Annotated in this window: 20 protein-coding genes and 1 pseudogene; 15 read left to right on the forward strand and 6 right to left on the reverse strand. The window is 45.9% G+C overall.

Annotated features, from left to right (window positions below; translation table 11 throughout):
- Positions 1 to 302: 302 nt before the first annotated feature.
- The 3 genes from B3K42_RS13265 to B3K42_RS13275 form a co-directional block, all read right to left on the reverse strand.
- The gene (locus B3K42_RS13265; protein WP_110989690.1) at positions 303 to 686 is read right to left on the reverse strand and encodes a hypothetical protein; all 384 of its coding nucleotides are present in this window, start codon (positions 684 to 686) and stop codon (positions 303 to 305) included.
- 148 nt (positions 687 to 834) lie between these two features.
- Positions 835 to 1,023: a hypothetical protein gene (locus B3K42_RS13270; protein WP_258367081.1), complete on the reverse strand. Its 189-nt coding sequence runs from the start codon at positions 1,021 to 1,023 to the stop codon at positions 835 to 837.
- Between the two features lie 3 nt (positions 1,024 to 1,026).
- Complete coding sequence (locus B3K42_RS13275; protein WP_258367080.1) at positions 1,027 to 1,269, reverse strand: hypothetical protein; 243 nt, start codon at positions 1,267 to 1,269, stop codon at positions 1,027 to 1,029.
- A gap of 1,391 nt (positions 1,270 to 2,660) precedes the next feature.
- On the opposite strand from B3K42_RS13275, the gene B3K42_RS13280 reads away from it, so the two are divergent.
- The 7 genes from B3K42_RS13280 to B3K42_RS13310 all read left to right on the forward strand — a co-directional run bounded on the left by B3K42_RS13280 (position 2,661) and on the right by B3K42_RS13310 (position 9,140).
- Positions 2,661 to 3,731 (forward strand): LacI family DNA-binding transcriptional regulator, encoded by a 1,071-nt coding sequence (locus tag B3K42_RS13280; RefSeq protein ID WP_110989688.1) that lies wholly within the window; start codon positions 2,661 to 2,663, stop codon positions 3,729 to 3,731.
- Positions 3,732 to 3,809: 78 nt separating this feature from the next.
- The gene (locus B3K42_RS13285; RefSeq protein ID WP_110989687.1) at positions 3,810 to 4,592 is read left to right on the forward strand and encodes a transporter substrate-binding domain-containing protein; all 783 of its coding nucleotides are present in this window, start codon (positions 3,810 to 3,812) and stop codon (positions 4,590 to 4,592) included.
- 104 nt (positions 4,593 to 4,696) lie between these two features.
- On the forward strand, positions 4,697 to 5,359 hold the full coding sequence (locus B3K42_RS13290) for an amino acid ABC transporter permease (RefSeq protein ID WP_110989686.1): 663 nt from the start codon (positions 4,697 to 4,699) through the stop codon (positions 5,357 to 5,359).
- 23 nt (positions 5,360 to 5,382) lie between these two features.
- On the forward strand, positions 5,383 to 6,057 hold the full coding sequence (locus B3K42_RS13295) for an amino acid ABC transporter permease (protein ID WP_110989685.1): 675 nt from the start codon (positions 5,383 to 5,385) through the stop codon (positions 6,055 to 6,057).
- Between the two features lie 11 nt (positions 6,058 to 6,068).
- Complete coding sequence (locus B3K42_RS13300; protein ID WP_110989684.1) at positions 6,069 to 6,788, forward strand: amino acid ABC transporter ATP-binding protein; 720 nt, start codon at positions 6,069 to 6,071, stop codon at positions 6,786 to 6,788.
- A 41-nt stretch (positions 6,789 to 6,829) separates the two neighbouring features.
- The gene (locus B3K42_RS13305) at positions 6,830 to 7,717 is read left to right on the forward strand and encodes an isoaspartyl peptidase/L-asparaginase family protein (RefSeq protein WP_110989683.1); all 888 of its coding nucleotides are present in this window, start codon (positions 6,830 to 6,832) and stop codon (positions 7,715 to 7,717) included.
- Between the two features lie 28 nt (positions 7,718 to 7,745).
- Complete coding sequence (locus tag B3K42_RS13310) at positions 7,746 to 9,140, forward strand: aminopeptidase P family N-terminal domain-containing protein (protein WP_110989682.1); 1,395 nt, start codon at positions 7,746 to 7,748, stop codon at positions 9,138 to 9,140.
- Between the two features lie 901 nt (positions 9,141 to 10,041).
- Here the strand turns inward: B3K42_RS13310 and B3K42_RS13315 are convergent.
- From B3K42_RS13315 to B3K42_RS13325, 3 genes are all read right to left on the reverse strand, one after another.
- Complete coding sequence (locus B3K42_RS13315) at positions 10,042 to 11,574, reverse strand: Fic family protein (RefSeq protein ID WP_181419016.1); 1,533 nt, start codon at positions 11,572 to 11,574, stop codon at positions 10,042 to 10,044.
- 1,061 nt (positions 11,575 to 12,635) lie between these two features.
- Positions 12,636 to 12,992, reverse strand: coding sequence for a helix-turn-helix domain-containing protein (locus tag B3K42_RS13320; RefSeq protein WP_110989681.1), 357 nt, complete (start codon positions 12,990 to 12,992; stop codon positions 12,636 to 12,638).
- A 395-nt stretch (positions 12,993 to 13,387) separates the two neighbouring features.
- Complete coding sequence (locus B3K42_RS13325) at positions 13,388 to 14,788, reverse strand: HD domain-containing phosphohydrolase (RefSeq protein ID WP_110989680.1); 1,401 nt, start codon at positions 14,786 to 14,788, stop codon at positions 13,388 to 13,390.
- A gap of 228 nt (positions 14,789 to 15,016) precedes the next feature.
- Between B3K42_RS13325 and B3K42_RS13330 the strand changes: the two genes are divergently transcribed.
- The 8 genes and pseudogenes from B3K42_RS13330 (at position 15,017) to B3K42_RS13365 (ending at position 23,842) form a co-directional block, all read left to right on the forward strand.
- The gene (locus B3K42_RS13330) at positions 15,017 to 17,098 is read left to right on the forward strand and encodes a PAS domain S-box protein (protein WP_110990210.1); all 2,082 of its coding nucleotides are present in this window, start codon (positions 15,017 to 15,019) and stop codon (positions 17,096 to 17,098) included.
- Between the two features lie 35 nt (positions 17,099 to 17,133).
- A pseudogene (locus tag B3K42_RS13335) lies at positions 17,134 to 17,585 on the forward strand (response regulator).
- A gap of 518 nt (positions 17,586 to 18,103) precedes the next feature.
- On the forward strand, positions 18,104 to 19,507 hold the full coding sequence (gene gatA, locus B3K42_RS13340) for an Asp-tRNA(Asn)/Glu-tRNA(Gln) amidotransferase subunit GatA (RefSeq protein WP_110990209.1): 1,404 nt from the start codon (positions 18,104 to 18,106) through the stop codon (positions 19,505 to 19,507).
- A complete protein-coding gene (gatB, locus tag B3K42_RS13345; protein ID WP_181419039.1) occupies positions 19,504 to 20,949 on the forward strand; it encodes an Asp-tRNA(Asn)/Glu-tRNA(Gln) amidotransferase subunit GatB in 1,446 nt (481 codons plus the stop codon). Before gatA ends, gatB begins: the two co-directional genes overlap by 4 nt.
- Positions 20,946 to 21,767: a hypothetical protein gene (locus B3K42_RS13350; RefSeq protein ID WP_110990207.1), complete on the forward strand. Its 822-nt coding sequence runs from the start codon at positions 20,946 to 20,948 to the stop codon at positions 21,765 to 21,767. Before gatB ends, B3K42_RS13350 begins: the two co-directional genes overlap by 4 nt.
- Positions 21,767 to 22,906: a radical SAM family heme chaperone HemW gene (gene hemW, locus B3K42_RS13355; protein WP_110990206.1), complete on the forward strand. Its 1,140-nt coding sequence runs from the start codon at positions 21,767 to 21,769 to the stop codon at positions 22,904 to 22,906. The genes B3K42_RS13350 and hemW overlap by 1 nt, the downstream gene beginning before the upstream one ends.
- Positions 22,890 to 23,339, forward strand: coding sequence for a ferritin family protein (locus tag B3K42_RS13360; protein ID WP_110990205.1), 450 nt, complete (start codon positions 22,890 to 22,892; stop codon positions 23,337 to 23,339). Before hemW ends, B3K42_RS13360 begins: the two co-directional genes overlap by 17 nt.
- A complete protein-coding gene (locus B3K42_RS13365) occupies positions 23,339 to 23,842 on the forward strand; it encodes a deoxycytidylate deaminase (RefSeq protein WP_110990216.1) in 504 nt (167 codons plus the stop codon). The genes B3K42_RS13360 and B3K42_RS13365 overlap by 1 nt, the downstream gene beginning before the upstream one ends.
- Positions 23,843 to 23,850 lie beyond the last annotated feature (8 nt).

Here is a 23,850-nt window from a genome sequence, read left to right on the forward strand (position 1 = left end):
AGATTTCATGCTGTCAAAGTTGAGTTTAAGAGAAAAAGCGATTACATTCGAGAAGGCCTCGAGAGCCCGTAGAGAATCTGACTCCAATTCTCAAGAAAAAACGCCCGTTCTCTAATAAAGAGCTGCAGAGTACTTAAAATAAACAACGTTCGCCAAAATTGCTATTTCATAGGACTCTGCGTGATGTGATTACAGAATGGATTGTTGAATAGGTCCTGCCCCTCCAATAGGAAACCGTCGGTTCTCACTTTTCCGAGGCAGAAGCAGAATTAAGCGATATGCTTCTTTGCACTTTCCTCTTGTTAGGTTGACGCTCCCATTAACAGAGTAATAACTGCAATTACAGAGCTAATAACTGAGGTAATTACATATCCTCTCCAGGTATTACCTGCTATTCGATTAGAATAGGCAAACGAATAAGCTTCCTCGTATGCAGCGATTGCCTCTGGATCATCTGTGAGGCTGTTGATGTAAGCGACCCTGTTTGCCGGGAGGGATTTTGAACCAGTGTTCACAAATATGGCGGACAGTGTACCCAGTATCACAGCTCCAAAGAAGCCGGCATTATCTGCATCTTTGGATCCGTGATAATTTCCTAGAGCCATTGCATCGTACATAGTAAAGCCTGCCAGCATACTTCCCGTTAGAAGAGTTACTAAAAGTACTACCGAAAGAGCTTTTTTCATTTTGAACCTCCTTGTGCCTTAGAACTTCCCGGCTCTTCTGTGCCATGTTTTGGAGGGTTAGGTAATTAGACGGGATTTTCAGGATTAAACGCCTGGAAATCAAAGCATTTCAGTTGATGTGGAAATAGATGTTTGCATCAAATCTGCACTAGTCGTCATAACCATCCCAATTAGTATCTACCCATCCATAATCAGTATTGTCAATCACGATCCGGTAAGTTCCTCCTGGTGACATTGCACTGGAATAGAATGTGTAATTGCCTGTATAGACTGTGAAGTGGTCAGCAACACTCACCACATTCGAATTAACGAAGTTATTGAACTGAGTCTGAGTCATTATCTATACTTCAAAACCATAACTGGGAGCTTTAGAGCAACTGACAACGATCTTGACATTATCGCAGTAGTAACCTGGGTAGAGCGAATAGGAATAAGTGTAATAATGCTCCGAAAGAATATAATGCTGCCAGTAATCCTTCAGAACCCATTGCCCGAGGTTTACAGGAGAAGTAACTATGCATCCTGATAGTATGATACTAACAACGATAAGTAGTCCAAAAAGTGTCTTAATCCCTTTGCGCAAGACTAACACCCCCCAGTTTCATTGAAATCCCAAACCACCCGTTAAGAAAGTATTTGTTTATACCTTTCAAATTAGATCATATCACCGTTACTTCAAATTACTAATGTCGTCAATATAGTGTTGTTGGATTAAGACTTTAGCAGAGTGGATTTCTGGAATAGATGGGGATTCTGTCTTTACCATCTTGAATTCAGTGTAACAAAGGCAATAGTCTAATCTTGAGAAATAAGATTGCAAAAAACAAAAATGGCATTGTATCAATTGCAGGGCTTTGATTCCAAACGTTCTAAAAGAGGCGTTTTGCTGATGGAATTTGGCCTTACTCTCAAACTGTAGAGCTCATTGATTAGAATGTATGTGGTTGTCTTGATAAAAGAAGAAAACAAAAACGGAGCCTATTTCCTGCTCCGCCCACGGGGACACCCCCATGCAGAAATATTATACCACCATGGTTTACTTGAGTTCAATTCTAAGTATATCGTCAAAAGCGAGATGCTGAAACGAGTTCAGATGATGAAATTAAGAGGGCTCTGGAGTCTGGGGTCTGGGGTCTAGAGCCTAGCAAGAGTGAGATCCCGTATAGGAACATTACGGGATGACAGCCCTTCACAAAGAGTTGTTGTAAGCATCCAAGAGCCAGTCTGCTAACGCAGGTCAGTCAGGCTTCGCCTGGCCAGACTCGCCTTCTCGTGAGTGCAGTAAACGTCTCGACAACGCACTTTCTCGGCTGCTCTTTTCGGCGAACGGGTCCTTGCTCTTGAACGGTCAAAGGATAACGACCATTACAGCGATCAGCGGGTTTTCCGTTTTTTAGCGCACAGCAGTTCCTAGAAACGAGATTCTGGAACAAGTTCAGATGAAGGAATGTAGAGGTTTTTACATTGCAGCTCAGTTTCATTCAGTCCATCTCAGTTTTTCTACATTTTTTTCTAAGACTCCGCATGCGTTAGCAGACTAGAAACGTTATTTCAAATTTGATTATGCAAGCCTAGACTCTTGAGTAATCACTAATGTAATTCCTCAAACAAGTGAAGGTCAAATCAGGCAAAAAACACGAATAATTGTCAATAGTTATGCCCTATCACGTGAGCCCAAAGAAGAGGGTGGTTCTTTAGCTTTGGTGATTGAGTTTGTAACTGTTATCATCTTAAAATGGGTTTGAAATAGATGTCGCCTCTCCTAGTTGTTACTTCGACTCTCAATAATAATTGCAATTACGAATGGTACGTGTGTTTTGAAGAGTATTTAAACCGGTTAAAATCAATGGTTGAATGTTTGGCTATTAGTGAAACCGAGGTTACTGTCTAAAAGAATCCCGAACCATATCAAGATCCAATCTTGTTAATCGCGAAATTTAAACCGGTTTAAAATACCTCTGAAAGGAGTATTCCTTGGAAGAGAAAGCAAAGAGAGTGATAAAAACCAGACTGGAAGATTTAGCAAGGGAAGCAAATGTTTCAAAGGCAACAGTCTCTTTGGCGCTTAACGGCAATCCGAAGGTTGCCGCCAAGACTGTAGAACTCATTACCAAGCTGGCTGCAGAACACAACTACACTCCGAATTCTTTCGCCAGGAGACTCTCAAAAAGAACTAGTGAAACAGTGTCCCTGTTTATGATGGGGAAAGCTACAGAATACTCTGGTTGGTTAATACCTTCTAGCTGGCTCTTCTACAATCCGATATTTAAGGGAGTTAGTTTAACTCTGTCTGAAAAGCATTATCAGTTCTCTTTTGAATTCATTGATCTGGACGGCAAGAAGAGAGAAAACAACATTATTAGCCATGCTCAGAGCAGTAGCGCTGACGGACTGCTGATACTAATAATTGATGAATCAGACTACTCTTTTCTCGAAAGTCTCGACGCCTTCTTGCCAATAATTACGATCAACAAGAAGCTGAGTGATACACTTAGTTCTTTTGAAATAGACAATTACAAGGGAGCAAATGATGTTGTGAATTATCTGGCCACACTTGGTCACAGAAAAATCGCCCACATTGGCGGGCCCTTTCACGCATATAATGCGGTAGATAGATTCAATGGTTATGTTGCTTCTTTGAAAGAAATCGGAGTTATGTTCCGAGAAGATTACGTTGTCGAGGGTGACTGGAATATTGAATCAGGTAGGGAAGGAATGAAAACTCTTCTGAACCTTCCTGAACCACCAACAGCTGTTTTTTGTGCGAATGATCACATGGCAATTGGCGCTATGGAGGCAGTTGAAGAAGCTGGGCTTACTATTCCGAGAGACATCTCTTTGATTGGATATGACGACACAGAAATGTCAAGGGTAGTGAGGCCAAAGCTAACCTCAGTAAGTCAGCCTCTAGAAAAGCTTGGTCGTATGGCCGCGAATGAAATACTAAGGAGAATCACTGCGAGGAGCGCTCCTGACTCGAAAAAGCATGTTGTTCTGCCGCCCTTGCTAGTGAAAAGAGAATCCTGTTGCGAGCCATCCAGATAGCGAGAATTACTGAAAGGAGGCGATAATCTGCTGTCTTGATCGAGTTGCTAACACCAAAAATCCAAGGAGGGGAAAATTGTGAAGAAAGTATTGATTGTATTGTTGATTCTAAGCGTGATTTTTGCAGGTACGATAATGGGTGCGGACAAACTTGACAAGATTCTACAAGAGGGGAAAATTGTTGTTGGGATAGCGCTTGGTGGACCCCCAATAGGCTTCAGGAATGAGAAAAATGAGCCTATGGGCTATGATGTCGATGTTGCCACTCTAATTGCAGAAGCTTTAGGTGTGGAACTAGAAATAGTTGAAGTAACAGGTGCCACAAGAATACCTATGCTGATGTCTGACAAAATTGACCTTGTAATTGCCAACATGACAGCAAATCTCGAGAGGGCAAAGTCGGTAGATTTCTCAATGCCTTATCTTAGAACCGGCATAAAAATCCTTGTTAGAACCGGTAGCGATATCGAGAGCATAGAGGATTTCAATGGGAGAAAGGTCGCAATTGGCAGAGGAACGACAGGTGAAGCGCTTGTAAAAAAGATGGCCCCAGACACCGAATTTGTCTACATTGAAGAGTTTACTAACGCGATTCTTCTGCTAAGGCAGAACAAAGTTGAAGCAGCAATCGAAGATGGAACATTAGTTGACTACATGGCCGGTCAGTATGATGAATTCACCGCGATGCCTAAACTGTACACTTCTGATCCTATAGGTATTGGTGTACAGAAAGGAAATCCTGATCTCTTGAGATGGATAGATATGTTTGTTTCGCAGTTTATTAGCACCGGTCAGCAGGCAGAACTATACAAGAAGTGGTGGGGTGTTCTGCCGACTGCAGAACTCGCTTACATCTGGTAGATCTCGCATTTGTTATTGGCGACTCAACTCCCTCAAGGATTTGCGGGAGTTGAGTCCCAGATTAATGTAAGAGAGCAGATTTGATTTGTATTGGAGGGCTACTGTTGACCTTACATTTCAGAGTTATTTTCAACAATCTTGACTTCTTGCTCGAAGGGCTCAAGATGACGTTCTATATTTCGGTTTTCTCTTTAATAATAGGTTTCTTTATTGGCCTTGTAGTAGCTTTCATGAGGATCTCAAAGAATAAACTCTTTTCAAGCATAGCGATAGCATATGTCGAATTCTTCAGAAACACTCCATTTCTTGTTCAGTTGTTCTTTTTCTACTTCGGACTGCCTGAGTTGGGAATTTCAACAGAGCCGGTGACAACGGCTATTATTGCTTTAGGAATCAACAACGCGGCTTATAACAGTGAAATTATCAGAGCGGGTATTATCTCAATAAATAAGGGATTAGTTGAAGGAGCTGAATCACTAGGATTCACGAAGTTTCAAATTGTACGTCTGATAATCATTCCTAATGCATTAAGAGTGACGTTCAAACCGCTTGGAAGCAATTTTATTAACTTGATACTTACAACTTCCGTTGCTGTGTCAATTACAGCTAACGAACTGATGAGTAATGCGATGACTCTGTCTTCAAATACCTTCAGACCATTTGAAATATACTTGACGATACTAGTTCTGTATTGTGTATTGACGTTCTCTCTCTCCGGACTCATTCATTTTGTAGACAGAAAATTCATAAGCAAGGGAATCTCCTAAGACACAAATCGGAGGGTTGAATTGTGGAACAATATATATTTCCAAAACTAACTAGTTATGACGCTTTGCTTCTTTTGAAGGGGATGGGAATGACAATTACGGTCACCCTTCTGGCAATCGCAATAGGTCTTGTTGTCGGGTTTTTCATTGGATTACTGAGAAGCCTGAAGATACCCGTTCTGAGTAAACTGCTGTTAGTGTACATAGAACCGATAAGGAATTCGCCACTGGTTGCGCAACTCTTCTTTGCTTACTATGGCATTGCGATGGTAACCGATTTCAGCCCATCAGCTTTTCAGGCCGCTGTCTGGACTCTTGGAATAAATACGAGCGCATTTGCTGCAGTAATTGTCGATGCATCCATCAGGTCCGTTGAAAAAGGGCAGTGGGAAGCCGCCTACTCGCTGGGGATGAATTACTGGAAGACATTCAGACTTGTAATTGTTCCTCAAGCCATTCGAGTATTCATTCCTTCCTTTGTAGGGCTTTGCGTCAATCAGTTACAGGTTTCCTCTCTTGTCTCTCTTATTGGTTTCGTTGATCTTACAAGAGTTGGATATATGCTTACTCTCCGAACGTACAGACCATTTCTCATATGGTCGATTGTCGCAGTCCTGTATTTTGCTCTGTCTTTTCCAATATCCAAATTCGCCAGATACGCCGAATCCCGAGTTAAGTCCTATGGAAAGATAGGTTGAGGAGGCAGCACATGATTCAAGTTCGCAATGTCAGCAAATCATTCGGTAGCACAAATGTACTGAATAAATTAAGCATTGATTTTGATAAAGGAGTCACCGTAATAATGGGTCAAAGCGGTGCAGGCAAGAGCACACTTTTACGTTGCATAAATGGTCTTGAGAAAATAGATGGCGGTGATATCGTTGTTGATGGATTATCCATAAACGAAAAGAAGAATGTTAGGGAGATAAGAGAGAAGTGTTCAATGGTTTTTCAGCAGTTCAATCTATTCCCTCATCTTAACGTCCTCGAAAATGTTACGCTGAGCCCCATCCACGTTCTGGGAATTGAGAAAAAGAAAGCGCAGGAGAAAGCAGTGAGATTTCTTGAAATGGTAGGACTCAGCGAGAAGATAAAGAGTTATCCTTCACAACTTTCAGGTGGCCAGCAGCAAAGGGTCGCTATAGCAAGGGCTTTGATCATGGAACCAAGCGCCCTTCTTCTTGATGAAATAACTTCTGCCTTGGACCCGGAGATGACATCCGAAGTCCTGGAAGTTATTGAGCGAATAGCGCGAGAAGGTACGACCATGCTTGTTGTGACTCATGAAGTGTCCTTTGCAAGAAGAGTCGCTGACAGGGTGGTGTTTCTTGAGAATGGGAAAGTCTTGGCTGATCAGAATACTGAGGATTTTTTCAGTTCAAACAACGAAAGAATAATGAGGTTTCTCCAGAAAATCGAATTCAACTGAAGATTAGGTCTCTTCTAGAACACAGGAGGTCACAGTAGAAAATGAAAGCGCTTGTTGTACATGGAGGATGTGATGAGGGGTTCTTACCTGATGAGGAAAAGAGAGCCCGTCTTTCCGGGGTAAGAGATGCGTTTCAGGAAGGTTTGCTGATTCTCAAGGAAATGGACTCTGCTCTCGATGCTGTTGAGCACGTGATAAAAAACTTGGAGGACAATCCTCACTTTGACGCAGGAGTCATTGGCTCTTTCAGCAACATGATTGGGGAGATTGAAATGGATGCTGCAATCATGGATAGCAATGAGTCGGCAGGCGGAGTGATAAGAATCAGGAATATCGCTCATCCTATTAGTGTAGCAAGAAAAGTTATGGAGGAAATGCCACATCTTCTTCTATGTGGTAAAGGCGCGGAGATATTTGCGCGTATTTCGGGTTTTCGTGAAATTAGTCCGGAAGAACAGCACGGAAATGTTGATCAAAGAGAAATCACTAAGCTTCCAGAAGAATTCAGGAATTTCATTTTGGAGTATACAGAAAGGCTCAAAGAACACAAGCTGTTTTCCACTGTAGGGGCCGTTGCTATAGATTCAAAAGGATACATCGTTGCAGGCACTTCAACGGGAGGAATTGCAAAAGCATTTCCTGGAAGAGTGGGTGATTCTGCGATTATTGGTGCAGGGACTTTTGCAACCTTTTATGGAGGTTCCTCAGCAACAGGAATTGGTGAAGGGATTATCAGAGTAGGCGTAACCAGAAAAGTAGTAGACATGGTAGAGAATGGTACACCCATTCAAGAAGCGTGTTCAAAAGTCGTAGATATATGTTCAAGACGGGGATTCCCGTGTGGGGTAATCGCTCTCGACAGAGATGGTAACGCAGGAATATCTCATAACGGTCATTTCATGCCAACACTTAGCATCAAACTCGATTGATTAACAAAAACCGAATGGGGGTAGATTAGTGAAGAAAATAAGAATAGTGGAAATAGAGCTACCAGAGGATAAGACCATCGACAATTATGTTGAAATCACTGCGCTTAAGTATCAGGACAGGCTAAATCTTGTGAGAATTGCCATGGAAGAGAGGAAGCTAGATTTTCTAGTAATTTATGGTGACAGAGAGCATTTTGCAAATCTTCACTATTTAACTGGCTACGACCCGCGTTTCGAAGAGTCTATTCTCGTAGTCCCCAAAAGAGGAACCCCTTATTTGCTTGTTGGAAACGAAGGTCTTGGATATAAAGATATTGCTAAACTTCCGGCTGAAATAGTGCTCTTCCAGACATTCAGTTTGATGGGACAGCCAAGAGACAAAAGCGATTCACTGGAATCTGTCTTAAAAGACACTGGAATTAAAAAGGGTTCGAAGATAGGTCTTGTTGGAACGAAATACTTTGAAGAGAAGGAATTTCATTCCCCGTCATATAAGATAGATGTTCCTAGTTTCATAACCGATGTAGTTAGATCTTTAGCAGGATACGAGAATGTTGTTAATCAGACGGATATATTTATGCACCCGGAAAGGGGGTTGAGGACTTTTCTGAGTGCGGAAGATATAGCCGCATTCGAGAGTGCATCCTGTATCGTTTACTCAGGGGTCCGTAGACTTTTGCTTGGTCTGAGAGAAGGGATCTCAGAATACGAGGCAGCCGGGCTTCTTGCTTACGCAGGGTTTCCGCCATTATCATGCCATATAACAGTTGGCTTCGGGAAGAACGCTCTTCTAGGATTGAGTTCACCCTCACCCTTTAGAAAACTAGACTTGGGTGAATATATAAACTTCGGATACGGAGTATGGGGAGCAAATATTGCAAGAGCCGGTCTCGCTGCGGAAGATGAGAAACACTTTCCATATTCTGCATCGAACATTCTCCAAGAACTTTACTTTCCATATTTTAAGATGATGACAAAATGGTATGAATCTCTGAAAATTGGAACTGATGGAAACTCAGTCTATAATACCGTAAAGGAGTTCGTGGAAAATCCTGACAATGGAGTAAGTCTAAACCCCGGTCATCTAATTCACAACGATGAGTGGCTAAATTCCCCATTCTACGATGGATCTCGGGATATACTGCACTCGGGGATGGCAATTCAATGTGACATCATCTCTGCACCTGGATCACCGCTTTTTGGAGTGCATGTAGAAGATGGTCTTGTGTTGGCAGACGAGTCACTGAGAAACGAGTTAAGAAAGAAATTTCCGAATACGAGCGCTCGTTTTGAGTCAAGAAGAGACTTCATGAAACAAAAGCTTGGGATTGAGATATCAGACGAAGTGCTTCCAATGAGCGATATCCAAGCGTGTCTAGCTCCCTTCATGATGTCCCCGGGAAAAGTGCTCGCCTGGATCTAGATCGTATTAAAAACGGAGTAATACTCCAGTTCAGGGAGCATTTCTTAAAGAGTCTTTTTTATGAGCTGCTCTGTCATCCAGAAATTATCCTGGGATTTCGGTTTCGAATAGAACAGGGTCAGACTCCATTTTTCACACCGAACGAGAAATCGAAGACAAAAACACTGTGAGGGAATTCTTATACACAAAAAGAAAAAAACGGAGCCTATTTCCTGCTCCGCCCACGGGGACACCCCAATGCAGAAATATTATACCACCATGGTTTACTTGAGTTCAATTCCAAGTTTATCGTCAAAAGCGAGATGCTGAAACGAGTTCAGACGAAAAGTGACACTTTCGGGGACCAAAGCGCTGTCATTTCCGTAGCGACTTTTCTGATCTCCCTCACTTTGTCATCCCAAATTTATTTCGGGATCCAGGTGTCGATCTTATCCAAGGACGGGTCCATGATCTGGGAAAGACAACGAGGTCTGCTCTTCACAACGCTCAGCCATCAGCGTCTTCCAATAAGCGGATCATTTAGCGCTCAGCGGGTTCTCCGCTCTTAAGCCCACAGCGGTTCTTATGCTTGCAACTTGGAACTGAGAACTTGCAACTGATCTTAGATCGAGATTCTGAATCAAGTTCAGACGGATTGTTGTGTTCTTCAGTCTCTTTCGGGCGAACAGCCGTTCGCCCCTACAGAATCAACTAAGATTGTCATCCCGTAGTGCTCCTGTACGGGATCTCATCTCCTCCGTCTCGTGCTCTCTCTTTATCTCGTGGCCCTTAACGAATAACCTGGACGCGTAGCGTCGGAACGAAGAACCGTTCTTCTCGAAGGACTGGTCCATGATTTGTGACGAAGGTCTAAGGACCGGCATGCGTGTCGTCTATCGGCAGGAGTTGTGCAGGGGCGCCATCAATCAGCGTTCGAGGTCTTGTCGCCGTAGGCTGCAAGAACCGCCTGCTCCATATGGGCGATTTCCTCGTCCGACAGAAAGTCAAAGTGACTCTTGCGTTTCTGTGCCGAAAGTCTGCCATTGTTTTGCAGGCAGAAGCGAATGAAGAGGTCTATCAACCGGTCGGGCATATCCACGATCTCCTGGATCGCTTTCTTTGTCTCATCGTAATTGGCTAGAAACGCCAATTCTTGGGTGAGTTCCACCTCGATGGTCTGATCGATGAATTTGAAGAGTGCCTCCACCTGGGGCGTCATATCGATATACCGGTACCACTTGGCAGTATCGTTGTGAACGGTCATGCGTCCTTCTTCATCGAGCGAGTATTCCACCAGGGCCATAATATGCCTGGAGAACGCTTCTAGAGAAGCGTCATAGACGTCAGGGTTCTTCAGCATCGATGCCGATATGGGAAACATGACGCCTTTGGGAGTGAAGCCCCGGCGGGCAAGGATGTTGTGGATCAGAAAACGGTGGATTCGACCATTGCCGTCTTGGAAAGGATGCAAGAAAACGAACCCGTAGGAGATAACTGCGGCGTGAACTACGGGCGACACATCGCTCGCGTCCATGCGCTTATGGGCAGTTATTAGACCCTCCATCATGTCAGCCAAATCCTCAGGCTTTGGACACATGAAATGTATCCTTTCCCTCTGCCAGGCGATTGTTTCTCCTACATAGTTCTGGCTCGTCCGGTAATCGTAATCGCGAAATCGTTGATCGACAATGCGATTCTGAAGTTCGATCAAGCGCGGTTTTTCACAAAAGTCTTCCTGCTCGGCCAGCTGAAGTAGAGCCACAAATCGCTCGGTTCTGGTCGATGTGGGCTTAATGTGTTCGATCTCAAAAGAGGATTTTGTCTCCTTGGTGTACAGATAACCGAGTGCCCTCCTCAGTAACTCCGGGGAATAACTGGACACCACCGTTCGGCATCGCCTGGGAAGATTGGCTGCTTCAAAGTTTCGAAGGGTTTCAGTGCGGCGAACCGTTGGACTAAATCTTGGGTCACCCAGCAAATTGTCGTTGATCCGCTGACGACGAATCCGGCGGGCCCTGTTGAGCGCGTAATATTCATCCGGCTCAAGCAGATCAATGTAGTTACCCTGCTTCAAGTCATCGAGAGGAAGCATTTTCCCGGTAAGAAACTCGTAAAGATACCACAACCGCCTGGCATATTTGCCGGTTGGTCTGGAGCGGACATATTGGAGAAAGTCTTCCTCTGCAACTACCTGAAATAGGCTGGCGAGTATCGCGAGATTCGTCCCGTCGTATTTAAGCGCAAATTCAAGATGATCACCCAGTGTATCCCCCGGCCAGTACTTGGGAGGATATACCTCCTCGACTATGCCCTCGCTCGAATCGATCCTGCGGATTCCGCTGGTAGTCACCAGCGATCTGTGCCAATTTAGAATAACATCTAGGTCATATCGCTCGATGAGCGCCGCATACCCTGCGAGTCTTTCAGTCGATCTATCCTGATCGTTTTCAGTCATAGCTGCCTCCGGAAAAATGATTACAATGCAAGAATTATTGTTATATTTTAGCACAAGTCAAGAAAAATAATTACGGACGAACCTCCATGCACCTACTACACCCTACACCGCAGGAAAAACGATTACAAGACAAGAAAACCAGTTACGAAAGCCCTTTGTGCGGGAAATATCGTTACACCAGATTCGTTTATGTTACCAACAACGGTCCACCATTCTCCGAGAAGAGAGCGTATGAGCCGGGTCTAGGGTTGTGGGGTCTAGGGTCTGGCAAGAGCCTTAGGAACTGTTCTTGGAAAGAGCGGTCCTTCTCGAAGGACGGGTTCATGGTCCGAAGGACCAAGGACGGCTCTTCACAGCGCTCAGCGGGTCCTTGATTTTAAGCGCAAAGCGGCTCTTAGGATCGAGATGCTGAAGCAAGTTCAGACGGATTGTTGTGTTCTTCAGTATTACCAGACGCTGCCATCTATTAGAACCTGTAATGAAATGCGTGGCATCACGTTATTGGGTCTCTTTCGGGCGAACAGCCGTTCGCCCCTACAAAAGAATTGCTATTTTCTTTGTTTCTTCGTGACAGACTCGCTTTTTTACACTACGTTAACTATGATCTGCTTATGTAAGCTTTGAAATCGACTAGGCGCTTCTGGAACCGAAGAACGATCCGGGGATTTTCTACGATCTCAGTAAAGTAAACCTTGCGTAGGGCTGATTGAATTTGAATTTTGTTCTATTACGCTTGGTGCTTGCTTGTTTTTCCGGAAGGCTAGACTAGGGGCTTTTCTGGTCCGAATTTCAGTTCACAGACTTGCAGGTGCTCACTGATAGGTTTCACAGTGAGATGACACTTTCCTTCCGCGACAACCAATCCAAATACGCAACCGGGTATTTGCTCTAGAGGTTCACCCTCAACCGTAACTCTTCCTGCAAGATTCCCGTACTGAGATAACCTTTTGAATGAAGGACGGAAAGGGGATCCTGGATTAGTTTCCACAGGTTTTTCAGATCATGGGCGATAAAGGGATTTTCGAATCAGGCGGTTCTGATCGGCACTTTTCCCTCGTATGTTATTCTTGCTCCCTGACGAGGGTCCCGATTCGAATTCCATCTTCATCGAGGATCGCGTACTTTCCTTCGAGAAGCTCTTCAAACTTCGCAGTCTTCCAGCCGGAGTTCCTCATTTCATCCATACGCTTTCTTTTGCTCCCGGTTGAGTTTGGCCCGGATGAATAACCTTCCCCGGATTTCTCTCTCCAGTCGAGCTTCTTCTGTATTGTCCATTCGTCAATGAAGTATCGCTTGCCTAGCTTTGAGGCTTTAAGAGTCCCGTCGTTGATCCATTTTCTAATCGTCCAGGGAGTGCAGTCTAGAATCTCCGAAACTTCTTTAGTGTCGTAATATTTTGTTCCACCCATCTCTACCATTTCTCTTCCCTCCTATTCCAATGAAAGCCAACATATTCTATTATACTCTAACCTATTCTAATTCTGGTGGAGGGTAAATCAGGAGAGAGAATTGCGAATAGCATAATCAATTCTTATTGATCTTTTAATCAACTGGTTTCCACAATGGATTGGTTTTTGGGGTGGCAAATGATATTATAATTTGAACGCCTTTTATTTTCACGAAAGCACCTTCTATTCTTTGCCGCCCATTAGAGGCGGCTTCTATTTTTTCGCTATTGATTCTTGCACATTGCCCTTTACTCCGAACAGAAGACTGAGCCGTGATCTGACGACTTGATTCAAGAATGAATCGATGCAAGAGGTTTTGGAGGAAGCAAAGTTGCGCATTGAATATCCCGCCTATGGAAAGAATCTCAGAATTTGAAACCTGATTCGATTATTGATGTGCAGACTCTCACGACGTCGGAGTCGTAAAGCTTTCCAGCATTCTTATTTATTTCTTCAAGTGCCGCTTCGAAACCCAAGGCAGCCCTGTATGGCCTGTGCGAGCTCATTGCCTCGAAGACATCGGCTACCATAATTATCTTAGCTTCCAGCAGGATCTCTCCATCCTTCAGATGCCTGGGATAACCGGAACCGTCAAGTCGCTCGTGATGCTGATACACTATTTCCGCAACCGGCCAGGGCAGGTCCACCTCATGAAGGATTTCGTATGCCGTTTCGGGGTGTCTCTTTATCATCTCGAACTCAATACTGCTCAAGATTCCGGGCTTAGAGAGTAGCTCCGTGGGGACGATGATTTTTCCAATGTCGTGAACCATTGCCGAGACCCTAATGGATTCAAGTGTAAACTCGTCCAGGCCCATTGCCTTGCCTATTTTCAGGGAAAGCTTTGCCACATTCTTCTCATGGAACTGAGTGTATGGATCCTTAAGATTCAGCATGTCGGAAAGAACATTAACTATTGAATAAAATGCGCCTTTCAGATCCTCACTCGCTTTCTGACGCTCTGTTACGTCCCGGGCAATACCTTCGATCGCGATAAGTTGACCGTTGCCGTCGTAAACAGGTACGTTCATCTGCTCGCACCAGATGACCTCTCCGCTCTTCTTTATCCATCTCAACAGAATTGGAGCTTCATCAACTTGATGCGTAAGAGCATCAAGTTTTTCTCGATCGTCCGGGTGCACCAGCTCGAAACCAAGATTCGGATTCGAGTAATGGTCTTCAGGGGTGTAGCCGGTTATCTTCGTGGCAGAGGGACTCACGTACGAGAATCTCCGCTCCGGATAAAGTTCAATCCTGTAGACAAGGTCGTTGGCCTTCTCCGCTATGAGTCTGAACTTCTTCTCACTTTCTTCCAGAGCCCTTTCCGCTTCGCTCCTCAGCACTGCTTCTTTCTTTCTATTGATCGCCTCTTTGACTGCGAAGGGAAGCCTGGTCATATGCTCTTTTATAACGTAGTCTGCCGCACCGGCCTTCATACAATTTACGGCAGTCTCTTCATTCATAGAACCCGTAAGAATCACTATCGGTGTCTCGGGAGTTCGTTCCAGGGTAAGTGTTATTACTTCCATGCCGTTGAAAAGCGGCATCATGTAATCGGAGATTATCAGGTCCGGCTTGAAGTCCTCGATCGCATCGAGAAAATCCCTCCTGTTATCGACGTTCCGAAATTCCAGCGAATCGCACCAGTCTGCAAGCCCTCTCGAGATCTCGAGCTTCGCAAGTTCGGCATCGCTTTCCAGATCCTCCACGAGAAGTATTTTGATCGTTGCAGAACGGGGCTCATTATCTACCGGAATTCTGGTCATAATCACCTCCAACAACATACTAAATAATAGCACGTCAGACACCTCATTTCGAAAAGGTCTCTTGAGTAGATTTAATTATGATGCATTACGAAGGTAATACTTCTAATTCTTTTGTTAATCGATAAGACACTCCCAGGATATACTTTCTCAGATCGCCCGATTTGAAGAGCGAAAAGAATATACTAATTTTTGGGGCTACTTGAAGGGACTCCTGCTGGAGGAAATTCTATGGGAAGAGAAGTCTTTACCGCTCTGTTGAACAATGCGGCGTTGCTCATCATTCTGGTTGTCGTGTACAGCGTCTTCTATACCAAATCAATTCCAAGCCGACTAACTTCCAGGCAGATTATCTCCGGCCTTCTTCTGGGATTTGTAACCCTGACCGTTATGATGAACTCCTGGCAGCTCTCGCCAGGGGTAGTGTTCGACACGAGAACTGTTGTCCTGGGCCTGGTCGGGCTCTTTTTCGGCTTTCTTCCTTCTGCAATCGCCGCCTCGATGGCTATCGTTCTGCGGCTAATGATGGGGGGCGAAGGTGCCCTTCCTGGAATTGGCACAATTCTCAGTTCGGTTTCTGTGGGTCTTTTCTGGAGATACTTCATTAAGAAGAAGGTCGGAGATCATTCCCTTCTGAAACTGTACCTGCTTGGAGTCGTTGTTCATATCTTCATGTTGATTTGCATGCTGTTCCTGCCTCAGCAGAGCAGAGACGCTTTCTTTTCGATCGCTGCTCTGCCAGTAATGATTATCTATCCTTTCGCTACAATGGTCATCGGATGGGCGATCACCGACCAGATTGCAAGGCAGAGAGGAAAGGCGGTCGAGAAGGAACTCGTTGTAATGAGCGAGAGACTGGCGACGATAGTGAAAACCGGCCCAATTGCTATGGTCACAATCGATCTGGATTACAACGTAACGGGATGGAACGAGGCAGCCGAGAAGATGTTCGGTTGGAAAGAGTCGGAAGTGATCGGAAAACCCTTACCTTATGTAAGTGAGAACCATAGGGAAGAGCATCGGAAGATAAACGAAGAGACTCTCGGCGGACTACCCGTCAGAGGAGCACGACTTGTGAGGCACACGAAGGACGGAAAGGAAGTGGTCGTGAAGCTCTATACCGCTCCGATTCACGACGAAAAGGGAAATCTTGCAGGTCTATTCGCAATCCTTGAGGACGTGACTGAACAGCACAAGATGGAGCTGGCCCTAAATGAAAGCGAGCTTCTTTTCAGACAGCTGTATGAGAATATGAATGTAGGTGTGGCAATCTACAGAGTGGTTAATGACGGCGATGACATTGTTTTTCTAGACATGAATCCGGCAGGTTGCAGGATAACGGGTGTAAGCCGCGAGGAGATACTTGGAAGAAGCGTCAGGGCAGTCTTTCCAGGTGTAACGGAGTTAGGGCTTTATGATCGGATACTTGATGTCTGGAAAAGCGGGTATTCGCAGCATCATCCGGTGAAAGAGTATCACGATGGGAGGCTGACATTTTGGACCGAGAATTTCATCTACAAGCACAAGGCAGATGAGATTGTTGTAGTGTTTGAAGATGTTACTCAGCGAGAAATGACTCTGGAAGAGCTCGAAAGGAGAGTTAGGAAGAGAACTGAGGAGCTCGAGGAAGTAAACCGGGAACTAGAGTCTTTCGCGTACTCGGTTTCGCATGACCTGAAGGCTCCCCTGAGAGCCATAAGAGGATTTTCAAAGATAGTATCCGATCGCTACTCGTCTCTTCTCCCGGAAGAAGGCAGTCGCTATCTCGGATCTATCGTTAAGGCCGGGGAGGACATGTCGGAGCTGATCACCAGGCTTCTCGAATACTCCAGGGTTGGAAAAACGACGCTGAGACTGGAGGAAATGTCTTTACATGATATTGTAAGTGATTGCCTCTCGACGCTGGAAAGCAGGATAGTTGAGGAAGAAGCCGAAGTAAAGGTCCTCTCAGATCTGCCCAATGTCTACGCGGATCGCTCGCTGCTAAGAAGGGCATTGACTAATCTGCTTCAAAATTCGCTCACTTATCACAAGAGTGGAGAGCATCCATCGATAAAAGTCTATTCAGATGAGCAAGACGGTTTTGTGAACCTGACTGTTGAAGACAATGGTATCGGAATAGAGAGCAAGTTTCATGAAAGGATATTCAATATATTCCAGAGATTGCACACCGGCGATGAATATCCCGGGACCGGAATTGGACTGGCAATCGTCAAGAAATCAGTTGCTCTTATGGGGGGAGATGTATCTCTCGAATCGGAGCGAGGGAAAGGCGCAAGATTCACAATTAAAATCAAGGGGGCGAGCACTTGAAAAAAGCCTTAATACTTTTAGTTGAAGATAATTCGATGGATATTGAGTTGACTCTTTCAGACAGGTAGGACTCACGAACCGAGTCGAGATTGCAAAGACCGGAGAAACGGCGCTCGACTATGTGTTTGGCAGGGGGAAATTCGAAGATCGAGAGGCATTCCCTGTGCCTGATCTTGTCTTGCTGGATCTTAAACTGCCGGGGATTTCAGGACACGAGGTCTTGCATGAAATGAAGAGTAATGAACTCACAAGGCGAATTCCCGTTGTTGTTCTCACATCCTCTCGCGAAGAGGGCGACAGAATGATCTGCTATGACTGCGGAGTCAATTCCTATCTTGTCAAACCGGTTGATTTCGATGAATTCCTCGTGGTAGCCAGGGCGATCGGCGACTACTGGCTTACGATCAACGTTGGTCCTCCAGATGTATTGGGAGCGCGAGGGGTAAAAGGTGGCGGCTCGGGTATTGGAAAAAACGAGAGTTCTTAGTCAATGAGCGAGGATCTTTTATTCGTTCTTAGGCTCCACCGTTAGGTGGAAAGAACCGCTTGTTAGGGAACGCTGAACGCTAATGAAAACCACGTTGTCCGTCAACGGTCCACCGTCCTCCGAGAAGGTCAAATGGAACAAATCTTGACCGGAAGCATGAATTCAGCACAGGATTTCGCAACTTGTTCTGTTAAACTCCCTATTTCGTCCCGTTGATGGTTTTCTTTTCGGGCGAACAGCCGTTCGCCCCTACAAAAGAATCACAGTGATTTTTTTGATCCTATCGAAGGACGGCTCTTCATAGCGTACAGCGGATCCTAAGTACGAAAAACTTCTCTTTTGTTTGCCTTGTATAGTCTAGAAGGCAACCACGAGTGCATCTGGCAGCTGCAAAATTCTCACGCGGGTCGACGGCATTCGATTTAAAGAAGGGCGTTTACTCAATTTGAAGTTGCTTTCTGCTGTTAGAAGTCCTCTGAAAATGTTAGAATTGTCGTGAATATCCGGAGGTGGCTTTCGTGACAAAGAATCCCCTGAATCTTAGGCTCTCAGAAATCGTATCTCTTGAAGACACTTTCGAGTTCTATAGAGAGAGAGTAATGAAGTACAACGATGAACTCAAGGCATTCCTTCAGGTAAGCAGCCTGTCAGGCGGCAAGAGACAGGGTTTCCCGTATGCCCTAAAGGACAACATCCTGGCTGTCGGGACCAGAACAACCTGCGGCAGCAGAATACTCGAGAATTACGAATCTCCATACGATGCGACAGTGACCCGAAGGCTCGGCGTTAGGGGAGGAAAGCTTCTCGGAAAGACGAATTTGGACGAATTCGCAATGGGGTCCTCCACAGAGAACTCGGCCTTCGGCCCTTCGAGAAATCCCTGGGATCTTGAGCGGATTCCGGGAGGAAGCAGCGGCGGAAGCGCGGCCGCGGTAGCTGCGGGGCTTGCTCCGTTCGCTCTCGGCAGCGACACTGGCGGTTCTGTAAGACAGCCGGCTTCCATGTGCGGTATAGTCGGCTTCAAACCGACATACGGACTCGTATCCAGATACGGACTCGTCGCATTTGCCTCTTCGCTGGATCAGATCGGGCCGATGACTCGCTGCTCCCAGGATGCCGCAGATGTGATGTCAATGATATCGGGACACGATAGTAATGACTCAAATACTGTCAGAAAAGAGCTATCTTTTGATGTGTCTCTTAAGGGATATCTCAAGGGGCTGAAACTGGCGGTCCCTTCCGAAATGCTGAACTATCCCGGCCTCGATTCCGGAGTGAAGGAGAGATTCCTTTCAATAGTGGAAGATATCAGGCGTTCAGGAGCAGAGGTGGAAGAGATTTCCATTCCTTCGGTCGAGTACGCCGTGGCAACTTACTATCTAATTGCGCCCGCAGAGGCCAGCTCGAATCTAGCCCGCTACGAAGGGATTAGATTCGGACCGAGAGTGCCGTCGGAAGACTATGAAAGCCTCACTAACAAGAATAGGGACATAGGTTTCGGGAAGGAAGTGAAGAGAAGAATTCTTCTTGGAACCTTCACCCTAAGCGCGACTTATTATGACGCCTATTATAGAAAGGCTTTAAAAACGAGAAGCGTCATGGCCGGAGAACTGAACAGAGTGCTAGATGAATACGATTTCATCTTGAATCCCTCTTCTCCCGTGATTGCTCCGAAAATTGGCGAGATTACCGACCCCCTGACGTATTATTTGATGGATATTTACACGATACCGGCGAATGTCGCGGGGCTTCCGTCGATCTCTTTGCCGGCAGGGCTGGTCGATGAAATGCCTGTTGGGGTGCTTCTTACAGGCAGAAGATTTAGCGACGTCTCTCTTCTTGACGCCGCAAAGGGAGTCGAGGATCTCTCTCCCTCTTATAGAAGCGGGCTGGCCGTACTCCCGGAAAGGTGGACGGAGTGATGAACAAAACTGTAATCGGATTGGAAATACACGCTCAACTCAGAACTGATACAAAGGCCTTCTGCAGCTGCAGGGCCGATGTTTTTGATCTTGAACCCAACATGGCGATCTGCCCGGTCTGCACGGGCCAGCCAGGCACTCTGCCCGTTCTCAACAAGAGGGTGGTCGAGTTTGCCATCATGGCCGGCCTGGCAATGAACTGCACTATAAACAAGCAGTCGGTCTTTGACAGAAAGAACTATTTTTACCCCGATCTGCCCAAGGGTTATCAGATAACTCAGTACTTCTTTCCCATCGCCGAAAACGGCTACTTATACCTTGAGGACGGAGACGAAAAGAGAAAGATCAGGATTCGCAGAATACATATCGAAGAGGATGCCGGAAAGATGATTCACCAGGGAACCGATTCTATTACCGGCTCATCTGGAAGCTATGTTGACCTCAATAGATGCGGAGTTCCACTAATTGAAATCGTAACAGAGCCCGATCTTCGCAGTCCCGCAGAAGCCCGCATCTTTATGGAGCTCCTTAGGGATACCGTTAGAGCGCTGGGAGTCTGTTCTGGAGATATGGAGAAAGGCGCCCTGCGATGCGACGCGAATATCTCGATAATCGATGAAGCAGGCAGAAGTTCGAACAGGGTAGAGGTGAAGAACATCAACTCCTTCAAGTTTGTCGAAAAGGCGCTGGAATTCGAGCAGGAGAGAATTTCCAGAACCCTTTCATCCGGAGGCGATGTGGCCAAGGAGACGAGATCGTGGAGCTTCTCATCCAAAGAAACGTTTTCTATGAGATCGAAGGAAGAGGAAAACGACTACCGTTACTTCCCAGAACCGGATCTTCCGAAACTGATTGTCAGTGACGATCTAATCGAAAGGATCGCTGCGAATCTCCCGGAGCTCCCATGGGAAAAGATAGAGAGATTCATGAAGCAATACTCGCTTCCCCGTTACGATGCTACCGTTCTTTCTTCAGACGGCGAAATAGCTTCTTACTTTGAAGAAGTTGCTCAGACTACTCGCAGACCTAAGGAGAGCTCAAACTGGATCATGGGAGAGGTTATGAGACTCATGAACGAAAAGGAGCTCACAGTCGAAGAAGTGAGGGTGAGCCCTGAGCATTTCAAGGAGCTTTTCGAGCTTATCGACGAAGGGAAGATATCGAACAAGATTGCGAAAGATATCTTTCCGTTTGTTGTAGAAGGAAGGAAATCGCCTCTGGAGATAGTCAAAGAGAAGGGGCTTGAACAGATAGACGATGACAGAGTAATCGAGGATGCTTTGCGAAAGGCGATGACCGACAACCCCTCTGCGGTGGAGCAGTTCAGAGACGGGAAGGAAGGCGTTCTTGGATATTTTGTCGGAGCAGTTATGAAGGCTACCAGAGGAAAGGCGAATCCATCGAAAGTGAATGAGATCGCAAGGAGGATGCTTAAAGATTGAAGAAGGGTCTATGCCTGTTCTTACTGTTGATTTCGGTAGTGATTCTTTCTGCCGAAACTCAGATCAAACTGAATAACGCAGGGTGGAGCGTCTCTGCAGACATCAGGGCCTACGAAGATATATACTTGACTCTGGCGTTGGCTTCTGGAACGCCTTACGTAGGCGTGACCTATGTCGACCACTGGGAGGAGTTTTCAACGGGTTTTCTGAAGTTGAAGACCAGGGACGGAGTTTTCAGAGGCTCGATCCTTGCCAGTCACGAAGGCTTATTCATGGGGGTCAGATATGTCACCAACACGAATCAGATCCCGGTCTTCTCGCACACCACCCTCGAACTCGAGCTTTCAACGGTTGGCGATATGAAGTATCTCGTAAGAAACCGGGTGAGGCTTCCCTTGGGTCAGCTAAATGGCGGGCTGAGCGTCTTTCTCTATCGAGAAGACTCCTTCTCGTTCAACGACATCGGCCTGTATCTTTATGCGAAAGAGTATGAGAGAAGTTTGAGGATCAGAAACGCGGAAACAAATGTTGTCGCTACTGTGGACCTGAAGACAAACGACTCCCTGGGAGAGGTCGGATACGGAATTGGCATAGGAATGAATTACCTGTCATTCGACCTTGGATTGGCTTTCGCAGGCAATTTTATTGTTCCCGCCGGTGATCTCAGGCTGATGCTTTCACCGACCGTGATGGTCAGCTTGCGTGGAATTGACGCTCAAATGCTGATCTCGAAACTTGGAAACGATGATTCGATTTTCGCGGGAATTTCCGTCACAAACTTCAGTTTGAACGGGATCTTTATGAGGCTCGTTTTCTGATGGGTGCGGGCGCCTATGTGCATATCCCGTTTTGTGCCAGAAAATGTTCATACTGCGACTTCTGCACCGTTCAGTATGACTCGGCGCTCATAGACGAATATCATCGTTCTTTGAAAAGGGAGATAGAGATGTATTCGATTTCGGATACAGTCGAAACGCTCTATTTCGGAGGTGGCTCCCCGTCGCTTTATCCAGTCGAGTTGTTGAATGATTTGCTCATGCATCTCAAGAGCTCGCTGAGAACGGAGATAAGAGAGGCTACCATAGAGGCCAATCCCTGGGAACTGGAAAGAGAACGTCTCCAAGAATGGAGAAAGATGGGCTTCAACAGAGTATCGGTTGGTGTGCAGTCATCTGAGAAGAGCATTCTCGAAATCTGCGAGAGGCCCGTACCTTCCGATCTGAAACAGAGATTGATCATGTGCAGAGAAATGTTCGACAACTTGAATCTCGATTTCATTTTAGGCCTGCCCGGAGAAGCCGAAAGCAACGTGAGAGCGAATCTGGAACTTATTGGCGCCACCGGACCGGATCATGTTTCATATTACGTCTTCGATTCCGATCACGAAACTAAATTGATGAGTCAGGTGCATGATGCTATCATTGAACTGCCCGACCCTGAAATCCTCGAAAGGCTTCACGACTTGGTTCTTGAATCACTGGGGAAGATGGGCTACAAGAGATATGAGATCTCTTCGTGGGCAGTTGATAATAGAGAATGCCTTCATAATCTCAAGTACTGGCGTAATGAGCAGTACCTGGGCTTTGGGCTTTCGGCGGGCGGCCACTTTGACGGGAAGAGATATGTCAACACCGGTGACCTGCGCCGTTATCATGATCTGATTGGGCGGAATCTGGTGCCTGTCAGCGAATTTATTGAGAACACCGTCATACAGGAATTGTTTGAGACTCTTTTCATGGGGCTTAGATTGGCAGAAGGAGTAGATCTGTCTCGCTCGGGATATCCCGAAGAGCTTCTCGAACTCCTGATTTCTAGAATAGGACTTTACCTGGGAGAGTATCTTTCGCCCGACAACGGAGTTGTGGTGTTGAACGAGACTGGGATGGATTTCTCCAGAAGCGTTTTTCAGAAGCTCTTAGATATTAAGGAGGAGATAGAAATTGCTTTCTCCACATGAGGTGCTCGAAATCGCACTGAGAGTCGAAAATGAAGGAGCGGATTTCTACAGAGACCTGGCCGAGAGCACCAATAGTGAAAATCAGGGCTCTGTCTTTCGTTTTCTTTCTTCTCAGGAGAGAAGACATGCAGAGACTTTCCGAGCTCTCCTGAAGAGATTCGAGGAAGAGGCCGTCGAACTTGTAAATTGGGACGACGCAAGGGCATATATGGAGGACTTGACCAGGGAAGCTGTTTTTTCCGGCAGACTCCACGATGCGATGAGCAGTTCCGATTATGACGAGGCCATAGCCCTGGCAATAGAAGTCGAGAAGAAGAGCATAGCTTTCTACAGGAGTTTTGTGAATAACGTGAAGAGCGAGACTACCGACGCCCTCGAAAAAATCATCGCTGAAGAGAAAAAACACATTGAACTTCTGGAAGGACTGAGATGATGTCTGTAGAAGAACTTTCGGATTTCCTGGATCATTTTTCGGTTCATAAATCCACAAGCCCTACAGAGAGCTGGGATTCGTACTTCATGAAACTTGCGTACCAGGTGAGGGAGAGGTCGAGTTGTCATCACAGAAAGGTGGGAGCCTTGATCGTAAGAGAGAATCGAATTCTCGCCACGGGCTATAACCAGCCGCCCTCTGGATTTCCTCACTGCGACGAGACAGAGTGCATCAGGGACGCTCTGAAAATACCTTCAGGTCAGAATCAGGAGATCTGTTACGCGGCTCACGCCGAACAGAACGCCCTGTCTCAAGCTGCGAAATTCGGAATTTTGACAAACGGGTCGACGATCTACGTAACCCACCGTCCCTGCTCCATTTGCGCCAGACTGATAATAAATGCTGGCATTAAGCGGGTCGTCTTCTCTGAAGGCTATCCCGATCCACTTACTGAGTTCATGTTCGATAAGACGGGTGTCGTCATGACGCATTTTATAGAGTGAATGGGAGG

The sequence above is a fragment of the Mesotoga sp. UBA6090 genome, assembly GCF_002435945.1.
Taxonomy (GTDB): domain Bacteria; phylum Thermotogota; class Thermotogae; order Petrotogales; family Kosmotogaceae; genus Mesotoga.